We start from the raw sequence: 20,516 nt of genomic DNA on the forward strand, positions 1-20,516 counted from the left end.
CCCGTAACAGCGCATCCCCGTCCAGCACCGGAACCTCTCCCAGGATCGGCCAGCCCAGCTCGGCCAAGCCCTTCCGGAACCCCGGTATCACCAAGCACATCTTCGTGACGGGGGGAGTGGTCTCCAGCCTCGGCAAGGGACTGACCGCCTCCTCGCTCGGCATGCTCCTCAAGGCCCGTGGCCTGAGCGTCACGATGCAGAAGCTCGATCCCTATCTCAACGTGGATCCGGGCACGATGAACCCCTTCCAGCACGGTGAGGTCTTCGTCACCGAGGACGGTGCCGAGACCGACCTCGACATCGGCCATTACGAGCGCTTCCTCGACGAGAACCTCGGCTCCCACGCGAACGTGACCACGGGTCAGGTGTACTCCGGTGTGATCGCCAAGGAGCGTCGCGGGGAGTACCTCGGTGACACGGTGCAGGTCATCCCGCACATCACCAACGCCATCAAGGAGTCGATGCGCTCCCAGGCGTCCGACGACGTCGACGTCATCATCACCGAGATCGGCGGCACCGTCGGCGACATCGAGTCCCAGCCGTTCCTGGAGGCCGCGCGGCAGGTGCGCCAGGACATCGGCCGGGACAGCGTGTTCTTCGTGCACGTCTCCCTGGTGCCGTTCATCGGCCCGTCCCATGAGCTCAAGACCAAACCGACCCAGCACTCCGTGGCGGCCCTGCGCTCCATCGGCATCCAGCCCGACGCGATCGTGCTGCGCGCCGACCGCGAGCTGCCCTTCTCGGTCAAGTCCAAGATCTCCTCGATGTGCGACGTCGACCTCGACGCCGTCGTCACCTGCGCGGATGCGCCCTCGATCTACGAGATCCCGCTCGTGCTGCACGGGGAGGGCCTGGATGCCTATGCGATCCGTCGGCTCGATCTGCTCAGCCACGATGTGGACTGGAGCCAGTGGGAGTCGCTCCTGCAGCGTGTCCACCATCCCTCCTCCCAGGTGACGGTCGCCCTGGTCGGGAAGTACATCGATCTGCCGGACGCCTATCTCTCCGTCACCGAGGCCCTGCGTGCCGGCGGTTTCCATCACAGTTCCCAGGTGACGCTGCGCTGGGTCGAATCCGACCTGTGCGCCACCCCGGAGGGTGCCGCAGAGCAGCTCCGGGGCGTCGACGCGATCGTGGTGCCCGGCGGGTTCGGCATCCGCGGGGTCGACGGGAAGGTGGGCGCCCTGCGCCACACCCGCAGCCATGGCATCCCGACCCTGGGCCTGTGCCTGGGCATGCAGTCCATGGTCATCGAATACGCCCGTCACGAGCTCGGCCTGGCGGACGCGCAGTCCACCGAGTTCGAGCCGGGCACCGCGAACCCGGTGATCGCCACGATGGCCGAGCAGGCGGATATCGTCTCCGGTTCGGGCGACCTCGGCGGGACGATGCGCCTGGGCTCCTACGAGCACACACTGGTCGAGGGCTCCCTCGCCGCCCGGATCTACGGGGCCACGGAGGTCGCCGAGCGCCACCGCCACCGCTTCGAGGTCAACAACGCCTATCGCGACCGGCTCGAGGCGGCAGGGCTCCGGGTCTCCGGGGTCTCCCCGCTCAGCCCGGAGCATTCCCTGGTGGAGTTCGTCGAGCTCGATCCGCAGGTGCACCCCTACTACATCGGGACCCAGGCCCATCCGGAGCTGAAGTCCCGTCCCACCCGCGCCCATCCGCTCTTCGCCGGGCTGATCGGTGCGGCGCTCGCGCTCCAGCGGTCCACCCGTCTGCTGGAGGTGGATTCCGTGGATTCCGTGGAGCAGACCGTCACGCAGTCCGGCAGCACACAGTCCGACGACGACCAGGAGTGACCTCATGACCCTCGCAGATACTCCCGCACCCCGGCCCGTCAGCGCCCGTGGCAGAGTCCACCACGGGATGGTGTTCGACATCGTGCGCGACACGATCGAGTTCGCCCCCGGGGTGCAGTTCGACCGCGAGTACATGCGACATCCCGGCGCAGTCGCCGTGCTCGCCGTGGATGAGCAGGACCGCGTGCTCCTGATCCGGCAGTACCGCCATCCCGTCGGCCATCAGCTCTGGGAGATTCCGGCCGGGCTCCTCGACATGGAGGGCGAGGCCCCGCATCGCGGCGCGCTGCGGGAGCTCGCGGAGGAGACCGGGCACAGCGCGGCCTCGCTCAGCACCCTGGTGGACCTGCGCCCCAGTCCGGGCGGCAGCGACGAGGTGATCCGGATCTACCTCGCGACCGGGACGGCGCCGCTCGGCGACGAGGACGACTTCGTGCGGACCGACGAGGAGGCCGAGATCGAGCTCCGCTGGGTTCCTCTGGCAGACGCCGTCGCCGCGATCCTGCACGGCGACCTCACCAATGCCACCACGATCGCCGGGGTGCTCGCGCTGCAGGCGCATCGCGCCGCGACCTCGGACGGCGGGAGCGCCCCTGCGCTGCGTCCGGCCGACGCCCCGTTCCTGGAGCGCCCGGGCCACGAGTTGGCCTGACCGAGCTGGTCTGACGAGCCGGCCGACCTGGCCGCGCTGGTCGTGCCTGGCCGAACAGACCTGTGGGGTCAGGCCTCCTCGGTCAGCGCACGGTGGACGACCGGTGCTGCCTGGTCCGCCTGCCAAGGACGAGCACCGAGCTCGAGGAGGGCGGCCTCCACGGCAGACTCCTCCGGCACGTGCTCGTTCTCCCACACCCACTGGCGCAGCAGCGCCGGCTGCAGCAGGTTCTCGGGCGGCATCTCGAGGTCCTCGGCGCGCTCGCCCACGGCGGCGCGCACCACCTGATAGCGGTCCCACACCTCCGGGTACTTCTTGGACCAGAGCTTGTGCGGCGGGGGATAGGAGCGCTCGTTGCGGTCCGGGAGGTGCGCGGCGGGCAGGTCGAGCCCGGACCGGGCGGCCTGCCACCAGATGTCCTTCTTGCGGAGTTTGGCGGGCAGCGCCCGGTCGAAGGCCTCGCGCCCCCGCGGCGCCTCCTTGGCGGCCGCCACGATGTCGCGGTCCTTGATCACCCGGTGCGGGGAGAGATCCTCGGCGGCGGCGATCTCGTCGCGTCGCAGCCACATCTCGCGCGCCGCGGCCAGCTGCTTGGGCGTGCGCAGCCCGCCCAGACCATGCAGGCCGCGCCAGCTCGAGGACCGCGTCGGCCCATGATCGCGGACCCGCTCGTACTCGAACTCCTGGCGTGCCCACTCGTCCTTGCCCGCGACGCGGAGACGCTCCTCGAGGACATCGCGGACCTCGACCAGGACCTCCACGTCCAGCGCCGCATAGGTGAGCCACCCGCTGGGCAGGGGGCGCTTCGACCAGTCGGCGGCGGAATGCTCCTTCGCCAGGTGCAGCGACAGGGTGTCCTCCACGACGGCCCCGAGCCCCACGCGCTCCATCCCGAGCAGGCGTGCGGCGAGCTCGGTGTCGAACAGGCTCGCAGGAAGCATCCCGAGCTCGGCCAGGCTCGGGAGATCCTGCCCGGCGGCGTGCAGCACCCATTCGCGCTCGCCCAGCAGGGTCAGCAGCGTCGACGGCATGGTGAAGGCGAGCGGATCGATCAGGACGGTCCCGGCGGCCTCGGTGCGCAGCTGCACGAGATAGGCGCGGGAGCTGTAGCGATAGCTGGAAGCCCGCTCGGCGTCCACGGCCACGGGTTCGTCGGGAGCTGTCGCTGCGGCGTCGCACCAGGCCAGCAGCGGCTGGATCCGGTCGACGACAGGCACGACGCCGTCACGGGGAGCGGTCAGGTCGGAGACGGGTGTCTCGGTCACCGGGCGTCACCGGCTTCCTCGGGGCGCGGGGCCCTCGCATGATGGGCGGGGGCGATCGGGGCGATCCTCGGCGGTGCGGGCGGCAGGCCGCCGGCGGCGGCGAGCATGGCGGTCCACGCCGCGAAGTGCGGTGCCAGATCGGGAGCTCCGTCCGCGCTCCCCTCCGCCCCGGCCCCGTGCGGGCCGTCCGGAGTCCAGGAGACCCGCATCTCGACGTCGACGGTCGAGGGGCGGGAGGCGAGCGCGCCATAGGACTGGGAGACGACGCGGGTCGCGGTGCATCCCAGCTCGCGGGCCTCCGCATCGTGCATCTCGAGCGACTCGGTGACCCAGGACCAGGCCACGTCGCCGAGCATCGCCTCGACGGAGAACTCCGGTTCGAGCTGGGCCTGGACCAGGGCGACCATCCGATAGGTGCCGTCCCAGGCCTCCTGGCCCGCGGGATCGTGGAGGATGACCAGGCGCCCGGAGGCGAGCTCGTCGTCGTGGATCAGGATCTCCCCGGTGCACGCCCAGGTCGAAGGCGCCATCTTCGCGGGCGCGGGGATGTCGCGCCACTCGAACTCCTGTCGGAGCGGGGCGTTGGTCATGGCGTCGATGGCGGCACGGAAGGTGTCGTCGCCAGGGCGGAATCGATGGACAGACACGGTGGGAGACTAACCGCGTGCTGGAGCGCCCGAGGTCAGGCGCGCCGGAGCCGTCCCGGCCGTGCTGAGACCGATATCTCGGCGCATGATCCGGCGCGGTCGGCCGACGGTCCCGGCGCGGGCAGAGTCCTCAGGCGTCGTCGCTGTGCACGAGGCTGATCGAGTTGATGCAGTAGCGCTCGTCCGTCGGGGTCGCGAACCCCTCGCCCTCGAAGACATGGCCGAGGTGGGAGCCGCACTTCGCGCAGCGGACCTCGATGCGACGCATGCCCATGGAGGTGTCCTCGAGCAGCTCGACGGCGTCGGAGTCCGACGGGGCGTAGAACGCGGGCCAGCCGCAGTGCGCATCGAACTGGGTCTCGGCCGTGAACAGCTCCTCGCCGCATGCCTTGCAGGCGTACGTGCCGGCGGCGCGCACCTCTTCGTACTCCCCGACGCCGGGGCGCTCGGTGGCGCCCTGGCGCAGCACCTGGTATTCGGCAGGAGTGAGTCGCTCTCGCCATTGCTCGTCGCTGATCGCGAGGGGATAGGGACGGGTGCCGATGGGATCAGTGGACATCGAAGGATCCTCCGCTCTGCGGCGACGGGTCGCCGCGATCGTCCTCAGGCGCGGGCCGCAGGGCCCGGCGCCGGGTGGTGAACTCCTGTTCACACCATCGATACTAGTGCGCGGATAAGATGCGCGGTATGACGCACGACCACTCTCGGACCAGCTCGATCGCCGGCGCCCTTCGGTGGACCAGGGCCGTTCAACCGCGCTCCGAACAGGGACGATGGGCGCAGGCCGCGGTCGTCGGCGCCGTCGGGGCGGCCTCCATGTTCACCCTCAGCGCAGGAGCGCTCGCGGTCGGGGCGCGCGTGATGGCTCGCCTTCCCCTGGTCCCGATGCACAGCCTTCGTCGCCGCCCGGATCTCCCGGTGCGTGCCGTCCACGAGGACCGGGTGCACGTGGACCGGACGAAGGAGACCGAGCGTGAGGGCTACCTCGCGGTGCGGCAGTCCGGCGGCGCCGTGCACGTCCGGCTGGGGCCCGTGACCGCGCACCCCACGCCCACGACCGTCGCGCGACCGCTCCTCGGGGCGGATACGGCCGAGCCGCTCCAGGTCGACAAGGCCGCGGTCAACGGCTTCTACTGGGCGGGCACCCCGCGCACGGCCCACGGGCTGGAGACCGAGGAGGTCGAGGTCAGCTCGCCGGTGGGCCCGATGCCCGCATGGCTGGTGCGTCCCGGCCCGGCACGGGGGAGTGCACACGCCGAGGGAGAGGCACAGGGGCAGGGTCAGGGATCCTCTGACGATCCGGCTGACACCTGGGCGATCCTGATCCACGGTCACGGGTCGATGCGCGGCGAGGCGCTGCGCGTGATCCCTCTCCTGCATCGACTCGGGCTGACCAGCCTCACGATCACCTATCGCAACGACACCGGTGCGCCGGCCTCCGCGGATCGCATGTATCACCTGGGTGCGGACGAGTGGGAGGACACCGAGGCGGCGATCGACTTCGCCCTCGCCCAGGGCGCACGCCGGATCGTCCTGTTCGGCTGGTCGATGGGTGGCGGCATCGCCCTGCGCACCTCGGTGCGCACCGCCCACCGGGATCGCGTCGTCGGCCTGGTCCTGGACTCCCCGGCCGTGGACTGGCAGGACATCCTGATCTACCACGCCACCGCGCTGAAGGCCCCGAAGCCGATGCGGGACCTGGCGATGTGGATGATGACCTCGACGGTGGGGCGCCGACTGGTGCGGCTGCACGAGCCGCTCGCGCTGCACGAGATGACGCCGCAGTACTACGCGGAGCACCTCATCCATCCGACCTTGCTGTTCCACGCCCTCGACGACGCGACGGTGCCGCCTGCCCCGAGCAGGCGCCTCGCCGCGCTGCGCCCGGATCTCGTGGAGTTCGAACCCTTCGACGGGGCCTCGCACACGCGCGAGTGGAACCGGGACCCGGTGCGCTACGAGCGGCTGCTGGCCGACTACCTCGGTCGTCTGCTGGGCATGGAGGACGAGGCCGCCGAGCTCGAGGTGCCGGTGCGCGATCTGGGATCGCCCGCGCTCGAGGACTCGATCGGTCTGCGACTCTGAGACCAGCTCTCGGGAGGAGCCCAGCCCGCGGGACGTCAGGAGCAGTCCCTCAGGGCCGCGTGCGGTACCGCGAGATCGTCGCGTGGCCGCCGACGAGGAGCGAGGACAGCTCCCAGGCCGTGTCGTGGACCGCACCGGTGATCACCCGCGAGGACGAGCCTCCGACGCTCCGATGCGTCGTGGAGAAGCACAGCTCGTCCAGGACTCCCTCGGCGGCGAGCCTGCCCAGGGTCGAGGGACCGCCCTCCGCCTGGACGGCGTGCATCCCCCGATCAGCCAGACCGCGCAGGGCATCGGCCGCGCTGTCGGCGACGATCACGCGGTCCCCGGGCAGCCCGGCCCTGCGCCCTGCCGCGCGGGCGCTGCGGGCGGAGGAGATCAGATAGAGCGGCTGATCCCGATCCAGCGACGCCGGGAGATCCCCGCTGTTCGACCAGACGGCCAGGGCCGGGCGTGCGGCTCCGCCGGGTCGCCGCGAGGGCTCGAGCAGGTCGTCGCGGCCCAGCACCGAGCCGTAGTCCTCGACGCGGACAGTCGCGGCACCCACCATCACGACATCGGCGAGAGCGCGCAGCACCCCGAACACGAAGGAGTCGTCGGGATTGCGCAGAGGACCACTGGTGCCGTCCGCCCCGCTGATCGCCCCATCGACGGTCGCATTCATCATCGCCCGTACCTGCACGCCGCCGGGAGGGAGCTGCGGCATCGCGTAGAGCGCGGCGAGGGAGCGCGCCCCCTCGGCGTCGGCCGGAACGGGTTCCGGGGCAGGCAGCACTGTGCCGTCGCGCATCAGCAGGTGCACGGTCATCTCCTCGAGGTCGGGCAGCGGCGGGGTGGGACGATCATCTCACCCGGTCCCTGGTCGGGTCGGGTCGGCGGGCGCTCGCGGAACATACACTGACCGCCGTGACTGAAGCGCTCTGCGACCGACGGCCCGAACCGACTCTCGAGCGACTGCTCGCGGACCTGGTGCCTCCGCCGCGGTTCGCCCGCGCACGGCTGGACAACTATGTTCCCGACCCCGACTTCCCTTCGCAGGACGAGGCCAAGCAGCGGGTGAGCGAGTTCGCCGCGCAGCTGGACAGGCCCCAGGGCGGCGGCTTCTTCGCGAAGCTGCGGCGCCGCCCGACCGCGGCCCAGGGGATCTATCTCGACGGCGGCTTCGGCGTGGGCAAGACCCATCTGCTCACCTCCCTGTTCCATGCGGTCCAGGGGGAGCGGGTGTACGGCACCTTCGTCGAGTACACGGACCTGGTCGGTGCGCTCGGTTTCCAGCGCGCGGTCGACCTGCTCGGCGAATCGGTGCTGGTGTGCATCGACGAGTTCGAGCTCGACGACCCGGGTGACACGCTCCTGATGACTCGGCTGATCCGCGAGCTCTCCGACCGCGGCGTCGCGGTCGTGGCCACCTCCAACACTCTTCCCGATGCGCTCGGCGAGGGACGCTTCGCCGCGCAGGACTTCCTCCGGGAGATCCAGGCCATGGCGGAACGGTTCCAGGTGCTGCGCATCGACGGTGAGGACTACCGGCGCCGCGACGGCGTCACCGAGATCGTCTCCCTGGCCGAGGACACCGTGCGCGAGCACGCCCAGGCGCAGGAGGGTGCCACTCTCGACGGCTTCGACGACCTGCTGGCGCACCTGAAGACGGTCCACCCCTCGCGCTACGGGAGCATGATCGACGACGTCCCCGCGGCCCATCTGACCGGCCTGCACGGGCTGTCCCAGCATCATGATGCCCTGCGGTTCGTCGTGCTCGTGGACCGCCTCTACGACCGGGAGGTTCCGGTGCTGGTCTCTGCGGCTCCGGGGGAGGGCGGCGCGGACGCGGAGGTCTTCTCGGATCTCTTCTCCCCGGACCTCCTGCGCAGCGGGTACCGCAAGAAGTACTTCCGTGCCCTCTCCCGCCTGGCGTCCCTCGCCCACGACGGAGCCGGGCTCCTGGGGGCCGACGGAGCCGACCGAGCCGACGGGGCCGACGGGGCCGACGGGGCCGACGGGCGCGCCGGCGCGTGACACCTGACCCGGACCGGGCCGATCCCGTGCGCAGCTCCCGGTCGGAGCGGGCGCGGCGCATGCTGGCCGAGCGCATCATGGACGGTGCCCTGGTTCCGGGCACGCCCCTGAGGATCGGTGCGCTGTCGACGGAGCTCTCGATGAGCGCGACGCCGGTGCGGGAGGCGCTGAACCTGCTCACCGGCGAGAAGCTCGTCGAGTACCTGCCGATGCGAGGCTTCGTCGTGACGCGTCCGCCCGATGGCGACCAGGTGCGGACCATGGGGGAGGCGCGGCTGCTGCTCGAACCCGAGCTGGCGGCTCTCGCCGCGGCTCGTGCGACGTCCCAGGAGCGGGAGGCGCTCGCCGCGACCCTCGAGAGCACCGCCACGGCAGGCGTCGGCGCCCGCTTCCGCGAGTACGAGGGCTACCTCGCCCACTCCAGCAGCTTTCATGCCGAGATCACACGAGCAGCCCGGAATCCGTACCTGGCCTCCGCGCTCGAGGCGATCCCGGTGCACACGCTGCGGTTCCGTCGATTCGGTGACGCCGGCGTCGATGACGCAGAGGTCTCCGTACGGGAGCATCGCAGCGTGCTGACGGCCATCGCCGAGGCCGACCCGGCCGCCGCCCGAGCGGCCATGGCCGACCACGTGCGCGCCGTGACGGAGCGGGCGCTGGAGCTGCCCTGACCTCGAGCCCATCCGGCCCTGCACCGCCGCGGAAGCCCGCGCCGAGCAGTTCGTGGAGTGCTGAGCCGTCCGTGGTGCGGGATCGGTCCGTGGAGAGTGATCGGTCCGGGGTGCGCGATCAGTCCTCGGGATCCAGGTACAGCTCCTGGACGACGGTGTGGTCCTCCTGGCCGTGCCCCTTCTCGACCGTCTCGGTGTACAGGGTGAGAAGCGCGGGCAGGAGCTGGGCGGGCAGACCGACGCGCTCGCCGGCGGCGGTCGCGTAGCGGAGGTCCTTGACCTGGTTGTCGGCGGACCCGCCGAGCGAGTACTCCCGGTCCAGGAGCTTGTGCTTCTTCTGCGTCAGCACTTCGCTGCGGGCGAGGCCTCCCTCCAGCAGGGTCACCAGCTGCTGGGCGTCGAGGCCGGAGCGCCGAGCCAGACCGAAGGCCTCGGCGAGCGCCGCGAGCGTCCCGCCGACCACGATCTGGTTGCAGAGCTTGGCGATCGAGCCGGTGCCCAGCTCGCCCAGGTGCAGGACCGTCCCGCCGACCAGCTCGAGGACGGGGCGCACCAGGGCGACGTCCTCGTCCGCACCGCCCACCATGATCGACAGGGTGCCGGCCTCCGCGCCGGCGACGCCGCCGGACATCGGGGCATCGACGACGGCGATGCCCGCTGGGGCGAGGTCCTCGGCGAGCGCGCGCACCTGATCGGGCCCGCTGGTCGACATGATGACCACGCGCGCTCCGGCGGCGCCCCAGGCTGCGAGCGTCTCGTCATCCAGGAGCTCGCGGAGCTGGGCCACGTCGGGGAGCACGGAGAGGATCACCGGGGCCGCGGCCTGCGCCGGGGTGTGCGCACGGATCGCGCCGGCCGCGACGAGATCGTCGGCCCGCTGCGCGGTGCGGTTCCACACGATCGGTGGGGCGCCGGCGGCCAGGAGGGTCGCGGCGAGGGGATGCCCCATCGGGCCCAGGCCGATCACGGATGTCCGGGTGGGGACCATGGGATCTCCTTCACAAGCAGGGGGAACGGACCGTACACTTCGAATCATATTTTATATTCCGTCGCGAGGGGCGGTCGACCGCCCTCTCGCTCGTGCACAGGAGCATCCCATGGCCGTGACCCCGTACCCCGCCGCCGACTTCCCGGAGCAGCCGGCCGCCCTGGTCACAGGGGGCGCCTCCGAACGGGGCATCGGCCGTGCCACCGCGCACCGCCTCGCCCGCGAGGGCTGGGCCGTCGCCGTGATGGATCTCGACGGCCCCGCCTCCGAGACGCTCGCCGCGGAGATCACACAGCGCTACGGCGTCCCGTCCCTCGGCCTCGGGGTCGACATCTCCGACGAGGCGCAGGTGGTCGAGGCCGTCGCCCGGATCGATGCGGAGCTCCCGCAGCTGGTCGGCGTGGTCAACAACGCCGGCATCTCCTCGCCGACACCGTTCACCGAGGTCAGCACCGAGGAATGGAAGCGGGTCTTCGACGTCAACGTCCATGGCACGTTCTTCGTGACCCGAGAGGCCGTGAAGGTGTTCCGCCGTCACAGCCTGGGCCGCATCGTCAACATCTCCAGCGCCTCCGCCGAGCGCGGTGGCGGGGTCTACGGGCGCGCCGCCTATTCCGGGTCGAAGGCCGCGCTGCTGGGGCTCGCGAAGACCTGGGCGCGGGAGCTCGGCGAGTACGGCATCACGGCGAACTCGGTCGCCCCCGGCTCGATCGACACGGACATCATGGGCGGCCGGCTCACCGACGAGCGCAAGGAGGTCCTGCTCCAGGAGCTCCCCGTGGGCCGGGTCGGGACGGTCGACGACGTCGCCGGCGCCGTCCACTTCCTGCTCGGGCGCGACGGCGGCTACCTCACAGGCGTCACACTGGACGTCAACGGCGGATCCCACATCCACTGATCTCGATCCACCGACCCCGATCTCCGACGACCTCTCACACCAGGAGCGATGATGCCCTTCCCCGGAACCTTCGACGTGGACCTCTCCGGCGCGACCGCGGTGGTCACCGGGTCGACCCGCGGGATCGGCCGCGCCATCACGCAGCGCCTGCTGGACTCCGGGGCGAACGTGATCGGTCTGCAGCGCGGCGCCGGCTCCCTGGGGCCCGGCCATTCCTGCGTCGGGGTGGATCTCTCCGACCCGGCTGCTCGCGCGCAGGCCGTCGCCGAGGTGCTCGCCGAGCATGAGGTCGACATCCTGGTCAACAACGCCGGCATCAACCTCCGCCACAGCGTCGAGGACTTCCCGTTGGACGAGTTCTCCCAGGTCATGAAAGTGAACCTGGATGCGGTGGTGCAGCTGACGCAGGCCTTCGGCGGCCCGATGCTCGAGCGTGGCAGCGGACGGATCGTCAACATCGCCTCGATGCTCTCGTTCTTCGGGGGAGTCCAGGCCTCCGCCTATGCGGCGTCCAAGGGCGCGGTCGCCCAGTTCACGAAGTCCGTGGCCAATGAATGGGCCGGGCGGGGCGTCGCGGTCAACGCGATCGCCCCGGGATACATCGCCACCGAGCTCAACGTGGTCCTGCGGGAGGACGCCGTGCGCAACGACGAGATCGTCAGCCGCATCCCGGCCGGGCGATGGGGACGGGCCGACGACATCGCCGGTACCGCGCTGTTCCTGGCCAGCGAGGGCGCCGCCTACGTGCACGGGGCCGTGCTCCCCGTCGACGGCGGCTACCTGGCCCGCTGAGCCTGCCGCGCAGGCCACATGCTGTGACGGTCCGACAACCATCTGCTCGTCGTGGAAGGATCACCTCATGACTGCTCACCCGCCGCTGCTGATCGCCATCCTGAGAGGACTCACCCCCCAGGAGGCCCCTGCTGTCGGGGATGCCCTGGTCGGTGCCGGGATCACCCATCTCGAGGTGCCGCTGAACTCCCCGCAGCCCTTCGAGTCGATCCGGATCCTCGCTGAGCGACTCGGCACCGAGGCGCGGATCGGCGCCGGTACCGTCGTCGACCTCGCGGACGTGCAGCGCGTCGCCGCCGCCGGCGGGGAACTGGTGGTGGCGCCGAACACGGACCCCGAGATCATCGCCCGCTCCCTCGAGCTCGGGATGACCCCGTATCCGGGCGTCGCGACCGCGACCGATGTGTTCGCCGCGCTCCGCGCCGGGGCCCGGCACCTGAAGATCTTCCCGGCCGACGCGCTCGGCGAGAGCCTTCTGAGGGCGTGGAGCGCCGTCGTCCCCGAGGGCACCGCGTTCCTGCCCGTCGGCGGCATCACCACCGAGACCATCCCGGGATGGATCCGGGCCGGGGCGGCTGGCGCCGGGATCGGCTCGTTCCTCTACGCACCGGGGCGGTCTGCCGACGAGGTGGGCACGATCGGCGCGGACCTCGTGCGTGCGGCCCAGGGCGCACAGCAGCGAGAGGGCACGGCGCTGTAGCCACGTGATCCTCACGTGACGCCGGCACGCCCGGGCACGGAGTCCCCCGGCACGGAGTCCCCCTGCGCGGGGTCGCCCCTGCGCGGGGTCGCCTCGGCACGGAGTTGCCCTTGACCGAAGTCGCCCCTGCCGGGGTCAGCGCGCCGGGCGCTCCAGCACCTCGGGATTGAGGATATTGCGCGGCCGGCGTCCGGCGAGGACCTCCACGACGTTCTCGATCACCCGACGCTTGAGCTCGGTCTCGGATTCCTCGCTGTACCAGGAGGCATGCGGGGTGAGCACCGCCGTCGGGCAGTCCCGCAGGGCGCTGTCCTGGGGAAGGGGCTCGGTCTCGAACACGTCCAGGCCCGCGCCGCGGAGGTGCCCGGACTGCAGGGCCTCGACCACGGCGGCCGTGTCCACGACCCCGCCGCGGCTGGTGTTCACGAGCATCGACCCCGGCCGCATCCGGGCCAGGGCCTCGGTGGAGATCAGGTGATGGGTCTGCTCGGTCAGCGGCACGTGGATGCTGATCACGTCGGACCCTGCCAGGACCTCTTCCTGCGTGCGCACCGCGATCCCGTCCTCCGTGGTGGTGCCGGGCTCCCTCATCGGGTCGTAGCCGTGCACGGAGAATCCGAGTGCCCGGGCCTTGCGCGCGGTGGCGGCGCCGATGCGACCCAGACCGATCACGCCGACGGTCCGGGTGGACAGCCGGTGCAGGGGCTTCACAGGCGCGAGGGAGGTCGTCCCTGCGCGGAGGTTGCGATCCAGTTCGACGATGCCGCGGGACAGGGAGACGGCGAGCGCCACCGCATGGTCGGAGACGTCCTCGGTCCCGTAGTCGGGAACGTTGCTGACCGCGACGCCGAGCTCCGTGGCGGCGACGAGATCGAGGGTGTCCACCCCGACGCCGTAGCGTCCGATCGCCCGCACCTGCGGCAGGGACTCGAGCACGCGACGGGTGATCGGCGCGTACTGCACCAGGAGCGCATCCGCCCCCTGGGCGGCCTCGATCACCTCGTCCTCGGTGCCGGCCTGGGTGAGGACCAGGTCGACTCCGGCGGCTTCGGCGACGGCCTGTTCCTCCGTGATGCGGTCCTGGTCCAGGTCGGTGATGACGATCTTCATGGATGCTCCTCCTCGAGTCCCGACGGGTCGGCAGTGCAGTGTCGGCCGCGCACTGCCTGCAGCGCTGATCAGCTCATTCTGCGGCGAGACACAGGATCACTGCTCCCGCGTCAGCCATCTGGACGGTCCCGTCGGGGGAGAGGGTCGCCTCGCCGAAAGCGCTCAGGATCTCCAGGGCGCGCGGTGCGCCGGCGAGCGGTCCGGAGCTGCCGGCGACTGGATCGGAGCTGCCAGCGAGCGGACCGGGACTGCCGGCGAGCGGACCGGGGCCGCGGTGGGCGAGGACGCCCAGCGTGCCGCGGCGCAGCAGCACGGATTCCTCGGCGAGGATCTCGACGCTCGCGCGGTGCAGATCAGGGTCCTCGAAGGCGGGGTGGGTGCGACGCAGGGTGATGAGCGTGCGGTACCAGTCCAGGATCCGGGCGTGCTCGCCGTCCGTGCGCTCCTCATGGCGCAGGATCGAGGACTCGAAGGTGCTGGCGGCCTGGGGATCGGGCACGGTCCCTTCCCACCCCATGGCGGCGAACTCCTCGACCCGGCCCGCACTGACCAGCGGGCCGATCTCGTCGTCATGATCGGTGAAGAAGGCGAACGGCGTCGAGGCCGCCCACTCCTCGCCCTGGAACAGCATGGGCGTCCCCGGACCCAGCAGGATCAGCGAGATCGCCGCGGCATGCTGCCCCGGGGTCAGCGAGTGATGGATCCGATCGCCGGTGGCCCGATTGCCCACCTGGTCGTGGTCCTGGAGGAAGGTCACGAAGGACTGCGCGTCGTAGTGACGGCTGTCGGGGTCGACGGGGGAGCCCCAGACCTTCCCGCGGAACGTCGAGTGCGTGCCCGCATGGAGGAACATCCGGGTCAGGACGGTGGCCAGGGCCGCGGCCGATCCGAAGTCCGCGTAGTAGCCGGCACGCTCGCCGGTGATCCATGCGTGGACCCCGTGGTGGACGTCGTCTGCCCACTGCATGTCCATGCCCAGGCCGCCGGCGGCCACGGGGGTGACGGTCAGGGGATCGTTCCGGTCGGATTCGGCGATCAGCGTCAGCGGGCGCCCGGTCTCCTCCTCCCAGGAGTCGACGGCGTCGGCGAGCTCGGCCAGGACATGCTGGGGGGAGTCGTCGTGCAGCTCATGGACCGCGTCCAGGCGCAGCGCGTCGATCCCGACATCGACCAGCCACTGCCGGGCGCTGCCCACGAGGAAGTCCCGCACCTGGCGGGACCCGGGCTGATCGAGGTTCACCGCCTCACCCCACGGGGTCTCGTGCTGGTCGGTGAAGTACGGGCCGAACATCCCCAGGTAGTTGCCGGTGGGGCCCAGATGGTTGTGGACGACGTCGAGCACCACCGCGAGACCGCGCGAGTGCGCGGCGTCGACGAACCGTCCCAGACCCTCCGGCCCGCCGTAGTCCGCGTGGGTGGCGTACAGGCCCACCCCGTCGTACCCCCAGCCGCGATGGCCGGGGAAGGTGGCGATCGGCATCAGCTCGACCGCCTCGATCCCGAGGTCCACGAGGTCGTCGAGCCGCTCGATCGCCGAGTCGAAGGTGCCGCCGCGGCCGGTCGGCCCTGAGGTGAACGTGCCCACGTGCAGCTCGTACAGGACGGCTCCGCGCAGGCTGCGGCCGGCCCAGGAGGAGGGTCCGCGCAGCGCACGGGGGTCGACGACCTCGCTCTCCCCGTGCACGCCGTCCGGCTGGGACGCCGAGCGCGGATCGGGCAGCCAGAGCTCGGCGTCATCGAGCCGGAAGGCATATCGGGCCCCGGGGACGGCGTCGACGCCGGGCAGCGTGAACCATCCCTCCGGCGCGGACTCCATCGGATGCTCGACCCCGTCGATCCGGATCGTCACCGCGCTCGCCCGGGGAGCCCAGACCTCGTAGCGGTCGTACGCGCGAGGGGCCGGCCCGTCGGTGTGCGGCGTGCTCATCGGTCCTCCCCCGTCGTGCCGTCGGCTGCTGAGACCTCGTCCCGCACCAGCAGCGCCACCGGCCAGTCGGTGAGCAGCGACTGGAGCGGCACCATCCCGCCGGCGACCTCGACACCGCTGAGGAGGTCGCGCCAGCGCCCCTCGGGGAGGGCGAGCTGTGCGTCGCCCCAGCCACCCCGCTGGGCGAGACCGTGGGCGAGGCGCGTGACCACGGTCGCCGCCTCGATCTCGCCCTCTCCCACCGCACGACCGAAGGCGACCGCGTGACCCGTGGTGGTGGGCAGCGGCCGGTAGCCGGCGTCACGGCCCTGGAACAGCTCGGGCCGCTCCCGGCGCAGCACGAGGGCGCTCCGGGTCAGCCAGAGCTTCTCGTCACCGATCCCGTCGGGGCCGGCGCCCTCGAGCATCCGGGTCAGCCGCTCGGCATGCGCGGCGTGATCGACGGCGCGGCGGTTGTCGGGATCCACGAGGGAGAGGTCGATGGTCTCGTTGCCCTGGTAGACGTCCGGCACTCCGGGCATGGTCAGCTGGATCAGCTTCTGGCCGAGGATCGCCGTGCGCTGGGCGGCGTGCGTGCGCCGTGTCCAGTCGGTCAGGAGCCGGTCCACCTCCTCCGAGGCGAGGGCGGCTCGTCCGAGGTCGAGCACCTGCTGCTCGTACTCGGTGTCCTGGTCGGTCCACGTCGTGAGGGTCTTCGCCTCGCGCATCGCCTTGAGGAGGTAGCCGTCCAGACGCTCCGCCGTGATCCGCGGGGCATCGGCCCCGGGGAGGTCCCAGCACGAGACCAGGACCTGCCACAGGAGCAGTTCCATGGCGCCGTCGACGCGGTCCCCGCGAGAGGTGCTCGTGGCCCGGTCCAGGTCCTGCACCAGCATCGCCCATTCCAGGGGCTGCTCGGTGAGGACCGCGAGCCGTGCACGGACGTCCTCGCTGCGCTTGGTGTCATGGGTGGACAGCGTGGTCATGGCATCGGGATGGGTGTGCCGCTTCTCCAGCGCGTGGTCGTGGAGATCGTCCGGCTCCACCCCGATCCGTTCAGGATCCGACCCCACCTCGTTGACCGCGAGGAATCGCGTGTAGCGGTAGAAGGCCGTGTCCTCGAGCCCCTTCGCGTGCACCGGTCCGCAGGTCTGGGCGAAGCGCACGATGACCTCCGACCGCGCGGCGCTCGCCGTCCGGCCCGCGCTGCCCACCTCGTCACCGCACACCAGGGCCACCACGGTCTCCAGAGTCATGACGACGTCCTCGTCGTCGCCGAGCACCTGCAGGGCCCGGGCCGCCGCCTGGTCGATGACGGCACGTTCGGAGCCGGGTGCCGGTTCCCCGGGCACGATGTAGGCCCGATAGCGGTCCATCGCGCCGAGCAGGGCCCGCACGACCTTCTGGATGTTCCGACGGGTGGTGTCCCGCAGACGGATGTCCTCCTGGCAGATGTGGTGGATCAGCGTGGTCAGGCGTTCGAGCTCCGCCCACAGGCTCGTCGAGACGATCTGCTCGGTGGACTCGGCGGCGATCTCGGAGAAGGGGCGCAGATCCTCCGTGCGGCGCTGCCACAGGTGCGTGAGCCCGAGCGCTCCGTGCGGATCGTGGAACAGGCCGCCGACCCGCCACAGGGCGTCGTAGCCGGTCGTGCCCGCGCACGGGAAGTCCCCGGGCAGCTGCTCGTCGGCCTCCAGGATCTTCTCCACGACGGTCCAGGCCCCGCCGGTCGCCCGCTCGAGATCCCGGAGATAGCCGCGCGGATCGGTCAGACCATCGGGATGATCGATGCGGTAGCCGTCGATCACGCCCTCGCCCTGCAGCCGCAGCAGCGTCTCGTGGGTCGCCTCGAACACCCGCGGCAGCTCCACGCGGATCGCGGCGAGCGTGTCCACGTCGAAGAACCGTCGATAGTTCAGCTCGTCGTCCGCGACCTTCCAGTAGGCCAGGCGGTACCACTGGCGGTCCAGCAGATCCGTGAGTCCCAGATGCTGGGTGCCGGCGGCGACCGGGAGCACGTGGTCGAAGTACCGCACCACGGTCTCCTCGGCGGTGGTGCCGTCGGGCTGCGGGATCTCCTCGACCCCCAGCTCGATCTCGCCGTCGGCCAGCACCGACCCGATGGGTCGCCCCAGGACCGGCACCAGGATCGAGCGCTCGGAGGACGGATCGATGTCGAACCAGTCCGCGTAGGGCGACTCCGGGCCGTCGCGCAGGGTCGACCACAGGGCACGGTTGTGCCAGATCGGGGTGGGGATCGCCATGTGGTTGGGCACCACATCCACGATCAGTCCCAGGCCGTGGTCGTGCGCCGCCGCGGCGAGACGGCGCAGACCGTCCTCGCCGCCGATCTCCGTGCTGATCCGGGTGTGGTCCACGACGTCGTACCCGTGGGTCGAGCCGGGCGCGGCCTGCAGGACGGGGGAGCAGAACACGTGGCCCACCCCGAGCTGCGCGAGATACGGCACCAGGGCGGCTGCGTCGTCCGTCGTGAAGCCGGCATGCAGCTGCAGGCGGTAGGTCGACGTCGGGACGGTCCGCGGGGAGAGCCCGGGGCGGGTGGTGCCGCTGCCGGTGCCGGCCTGGTCGGGATCCGGGGACACGGTGCTCAGGTCGGGGGTGGCCATGGGGTGCTCTCCTTCGTGCCGGGAGCGCTCCCGGGCGGACTCGTCGTCTCAGGCGCGGGTGGTCTGCTCGTGGTTCCCGTCGGCGGGCTCCTCGATGTCCTCCATCGGGGCACGCATGAGGATCAGCAGGGACTGGGCGGGCCGGGTGATCGACTGCGCGGCGCTCACGGTGGCCCCGACGTCATCCGTCTCCCCGGTGCCGAGCGCGACGGTCCACTCCGCGCCATGATCAGCCGGCGGGAGGACGAAGTCGACGTCATTGCCCGAGGCGTTGAACAGGAGCAGGGCGGAATCATCGATGATGCGCTCGCCGCGGAGCGTCGGCTCGGGGATCGAGGAGCCGTTGAGGAACATCGCCAAGCACTTGTTCTGCGGGGATTCCCAGTCCTCGGCGGTCATCTCCATGCCGTCGGTGCCCAGCCACTCCACGTCCGGGAGGGCGGAGTCCGCGTCGTCCCGCACGACGCCCTGCAGGAAGCGGCGCCGACGGAAGATCGGGTGGTCACGGCGCAGGGCGATCATCTGCTGAGTGAACCAGAGCATGTCCATCTGGTCGGTGTCGAGCTCCCAGCTCATCCAGGACAGTTCGTTGTCCTGGCAGTAGGTGTTGTTGTTGCCGCTCTGGGTGCGGCCCATCTCGTCGCCGTGCAGGATCATCGGGACGCCCTGGCTGACCAGGAGCGTGGCCATGAGGTTCTTGGCGCGGCGCAGGCGCAGTGCACGCACGTCAGGGTCCTCGCTGGGCCCCTCGACCCCGGAGTTCCAGGAACGGTTGTGGCTCTCCCCGTCGTTGCCGCCCTCGCCGTTGGCCTCGTTGTGCCGGTCGTTGTAGGAGACCAGATCCCGCATGGTGAAGCCGTCGTGCGCGGTGACGAAGTTGATCGAGGCGATCGGCGTGCGGCCCGTGTGCTGGTACAGGTCGGAGCTGCCGGCCAGACGGGAGGTGAAGTCCCCGATCACGCCGGGTTCGGACCGATGGAAGTCACGGACGGTATCGCGGTAGTGACCGTTCCACTCCGACCACAGGGGCGGGAACCCGCCCACCTGATAGCCGCCCTCGCCGAGGTCCCAGGGCTCGGCGATCAGCTTGACCTGGGAGATGATCGGGTCCTGCTGGATGATGTCGAAGAAGGCGGAGAGCCGATCCACCTCGTGCAGCTCCCGGGCGAGCGTCGAGGCGAGGTCGAAGCGGAAGCCGTCGACGTGCATCTCGGTGACCCAGTAGCGCAGCGAGTCCATGATCAGCTGCAGCACATGCGGGGTGCGCATGAGCAGCGAGTTCCCGGTGCCGGTGGTGTCGTAGTAGTGCGCCTTGTCGTCCTCGACGAGTCGGTAGTAGGCCGCATTGTCGATGCCGCGGAAGCACAGGGTGGGGCCCATCTGGTTGCCCTCGGCGGTGTGGTTGTACACCACGTCGAGGATCACCTCGATGTCCGCCTCATGGAGGTTCTTCACCATCTGCTTGAACTCCTGGACCTGCTGCCCGGTATCGCCGGCGTGGGCGTACTCGTTGTGCGGGGCGAAGAAGCCGATGGTGTTGTAGCCCCAGTAGTTGCGCATGCCCTTCTCGACCAGGTGCCCGTCCTGCACGAACTGGTGGACGGGCATCAGCTCGATCGCGGTCACGCCGAGCTCGGTGAGGTGCTCGATGATCGCGGGCTCACCCATCGCGACGTAGGTGCCACGGATGTCGTCGTCGATGCCGGGATGGAGCATCGTGAGGCCCTTGACGTGGCCCTCGTAGATCACCGTGTCGTGGTACTCGTGCGCCGGCGGATGATCATTGCCCCAGTTGAAGAACGGGGAGACCACGACGGAGTGCATCGTGTGCTGCGCCGAGTCGTCGGTATTGCGCTCCGCGTGGTTCTCGAAGCTGTAGCTGTACAGCGAGGGATGGTTGCTCGCCATACCCGCGATCGCCTTGGCGTACGGGTCCAGCAGGAGCTTCGAGGGATCGCAGCGATGCCCTCCAGCCGGGTCGTAGGTTCCGTGGACCCGGTAGCCGTACCGCTGCCCGGGCTGCACCGACGGCAGGTAGACGTGCCACACGAAGGCGTCGACCTCGGTGACCTCGACGCGACGCTCGGTGCCGTCCTCGCCGAGGAGGCACAGCTCGACGCGATCGGCCGCTTCCGAGAACAACGCGAAGTTGGTGCCGGAGCCGTCGAAGGTGGCCCCCAGGGGGTAAGACTGTCCGGTCCAGATCTGCATGTGGCCAGAGTAGACGCAGAGCCCCTGAACCGGGACCGCGACGTGGGGTACCCGTCTCCCCGGCACGCGGATCCGCTGACCGGTGGGTAGCGGAGCCGTCGGCGGCCGGACAGAGGAGGGACGACGAAGGCCCCCTCGGTGCT

The 20,516-nt window shown here is 70.8% G+C and carries 17 protein-coding genes; 8 read left to right on the forward strand and 9 right to left on the reverse strand.

Annotation, left to right across the window (positions count from 1 at the left end):
• The first annotated feature begins 44 nt into the window (after positions 1-44).
• Together ACT3T5_RS09005 and ACT3T5_RS09010 are read left to right on the forward strand one after the other, a co-directional pair.
• The gene (locus ACT3T5_RS09005; RefSeq protein ID WP_444579893.1) at positions 45-1,805 is read left to right on the forward strand and encodes a CTP synthase; all 1,761 of its coding nucleotides are present in this window, start codon (positions 45-47) and stop codon (positions 1,803-1,805) included.
• 4 nt (positions 1,806-1,809) lie between these two features.
• Positions 1,810-2,457 carry an NUDIX domain-containing protein gene (locus ACT3T5_RS09010; RefSeq protein WP_444579874.1) on the forward strand — a complete coding sequence of 216 codons (648 nt, stop codon included), beginning with the start codon at positions 1,810-1,812 and terminating at the stop codon, positions 2,455-2,457.
• A 68-nt stretch (positions 2,458-2,525) separates the two neighbouring features.
• Here ACT3T5_RS09010 and ACT3T5_RS09015 read toward each other — a convergent pair whose 3' ends face one another.
• From ACT3T5_RS09015 to msrB, 3 genes are all read right to left on the reverse strand, one after another.
• Positions 2,526-3,722, reverse strand: coding sequence for an HRDC domain-containing protein (locus ACT3T5_RS09015; RefSeq protein WP_444579873.1), 1,197 nt, complete (start codon positions 3,720-3,722; stop codon positions 2,526-2,528).
• Entirely contained in the window at positions 3,719-4,369 is a 651-nt protein-coding gene (locus tag ACT3T5_RS09020; RefSeq protein ID WP_444579872.1) for a DUF3000 domain-containing protein, read from the reverse strand. Before ACT3T5_RS09020 ends, ACT3T5_RS09015 begins: the two co-directional genes overlap by 4 nt.
• A gap of 130 nt (positions 4,370-4,499) precedes the next feature.
• Positions 4,500-4,928: a peptide-methionine (R)-S-oxide reductase MsrB gene (gene msrB / locus ACT3T5_RS09025; RefSeq protein WP_444579870.1), complete on the reverse strand. Its 429-nt coding sequence runs from the start codon at positions 4,926-4,928 to the stop codon at positions 4,500-4,502.
• Between the two features lie 128 nt (positions 4,929-5,056).
• Between msrB and ACT3T5_RS09030 the strand changes: the two genes are divergently transcribed.
• Positions 5,057-6,454, forward strand: a complete 1,398-nt coding sequence (locus tag ACT3T5_RS09030) for an alpha/beta hydrolase family protein (RefSeq protein ID WP_444579868.1) — start codon at positions 5,057-5,059, stop codon at positions 6,452-6,454.
• A 49-nt stretch (positions 6,455-6,503) separates the two neighbouring features.
• Here ACT3T5_RS09030 and ACT3T5_RS09035 read toward each other — a convergent pair whose 3' ends face one another.
• Positions 6,504-7,262 (reverse strand): dihydrofolate reductase family protein, encoded by a 759-nt coding sequence (locus tag ACT3T5_RS09035; RefSeq protein WP_444579866.1) that lies wholly within the window; start codon positions 7,260-7,262, stop codon positions 6,504-6,506.
• A gap of 98 nt (positions 7,263-7,360) precedes the next feature.
• Between ACT3T5_RS09035 and zapE the strand changes: the two genes are divergently transcribed.
• Positions 7,361-8,470: a cell division protein ZapE gene (gene zapE / locus ACT3T5_RS09040; protein ID WP_444594235.1), complete on the forward strand. Its 1,110-nt coding sequence runs from the start codon at positions 7,361-7,363 to the stop codon at positions 8,468-8,470.
• On the forward strand, positions 8,467-9,141 hold the full coding sequence (locus ACT3T5_RS09045) for a GntR family transcriptional regulator (protein WP_444594236.1): 675 nt from the start codon (positions 8,467-8,469) through the stop codon (positions 9,139-9,141). The genes zapE and ACT3T5_RS09045 overlap by 4 nt, the downstream gene beginning before the upstream one ends.
• Before the next feature lie 118 nt (positions 9,142-9,259).
• Here the strand turns inward: ACT3T5_RS09045 and ACT3T5_RS09050 are convergent, their stop codons facing one another.
• Positions 9,260-10,129 (reverse strand): NAD(P)-dependent oxidoreductase, encoded by an 870-nt coding sequence (locus ACT3T5_RS09050; protein WP_444579092.1) that lies wholly within the window; start codon positions 10,127-10,129, stop codon positions 9,260-9,262.
• A gap of 109 nt (positions 10,130-10,238) precedes the next feature.
• Here ACT3T5_RS09050 and ACT3T5_RS09055 point away from each other — a divergent pair, with 109 nt between their 5' ends.
• The 3 genes from ACT3T5_RS09055 to ACT3T5_RS09065 all read left to right on the forward strand — a co-directional run bounded on the left by ACT3T5_RS09055 (position 10,239) and on the right by ACT3T5_RS09065 (position 12,519).
• Entirely contained in the window at positions 10,239-11,027 is a 789-nt protein-coding gene (locus ACT3T5_RS09055; RefSeq protein WP_444579090.1) for an SDR family NAD(P)-dependent oxidoreductase, read from the forward strand.
• Positions 11,028-11,078: 51 nt separating this feature from the next.
• On the forward strand, positions 11,079-11,819 hold the full coding sequence (locus tag ACT3T5_RS09060) for an SDR family oxidoreductase (protein ID WP_444594237.1): 741 nt from the start codon (positions 11,079-11,081) through the stop codon (positions 11,817-11,819).
• 67 nt (positions 11,820-11,886) lie between these two features.
• The gene (locus tag ACT3T5_RS09065) at positions 11,887-12,519 is read left to right on the forward strand and encodes a 2-dehydro-3-deoxy-6-phosphogalactonate aldolase (protein ID WP_444594238.1); all 633 of its coding nucleotides are present in this window, start codon (positions 11,887-11,889) and stop codon (positions 12,517-12,519) included.
• A 135-nt stretch (positions 12,520-12,654) separates the two neighbouring features.
• On the opposite strand, the gene ACT3T5_RS09070 is transcribed toward ACT3T5_RS09065, so the two are convergent.
• The 4 genes from ACT3T5_RS09070 to glgX form a co-directional block, all read right to left on the reverse strand.
• The gene (locus ACT3T5_RS09070; protein ID WP_444579084.1) at positions 12,655-13,629 is read right to left on the reverse strand and encodes a C-terminal binding protein; all 975 of its coding nucleotides are present in this window, start codon (positions 13,627-13,629) and stop codon (positions 12,655-12,657) included.
• Positions 13,630-13,702: 73 nt separating this feature from the next.
• Entirely contained in the window at positions 13,703-15,556 is a 1,854-nt protein-coding gene (gene treZ, locus ACT3T5_RS09075) for a malto-oligosyltrehalose trehalohydrolase (protein WP_444579082.1), read from the reverse strand.
• Positions 15,553-18,162, reverse strand: a complete 2,610-nt coding sequence (gene treY / locus ACT3T5_RS09080; protein WP_444594239.1) for a malto-oligosyltrehalose synthase — start codon at positions 18,160-18,162, stop codon at positions 15,553-15,555. Before treY ends, treZ begins: the two co-directional genes overlap by 4 nt.
• A 48-nt stretch (positions 18,163-18,210) precedes the next feature.
• Positions 18,211-20,373: a glycogen debranching protein GlgX gene (glgX, locus tag ACT3T5_RS09085; RefSeq protein ID WP_444579079.1), complete on the reverse strand. Its 2,163-nt coding sequence runs from the start codon at positions 20,371-20,373 to the stop codon at positions 18,211-18,213.
• Positions 20,374-20,516 lie beyond the last annotated feature (143 nt).

The sequence above is a fragment of the Brachybacterium sp. AOP3-A1-3 genome (genome assembly GCF_052378285.1).
Lineage (GTDB): Bacteria > Actinomycetota > Actinomycetes > Actinomycetales > Dermabacteraceae > Brachybacterium.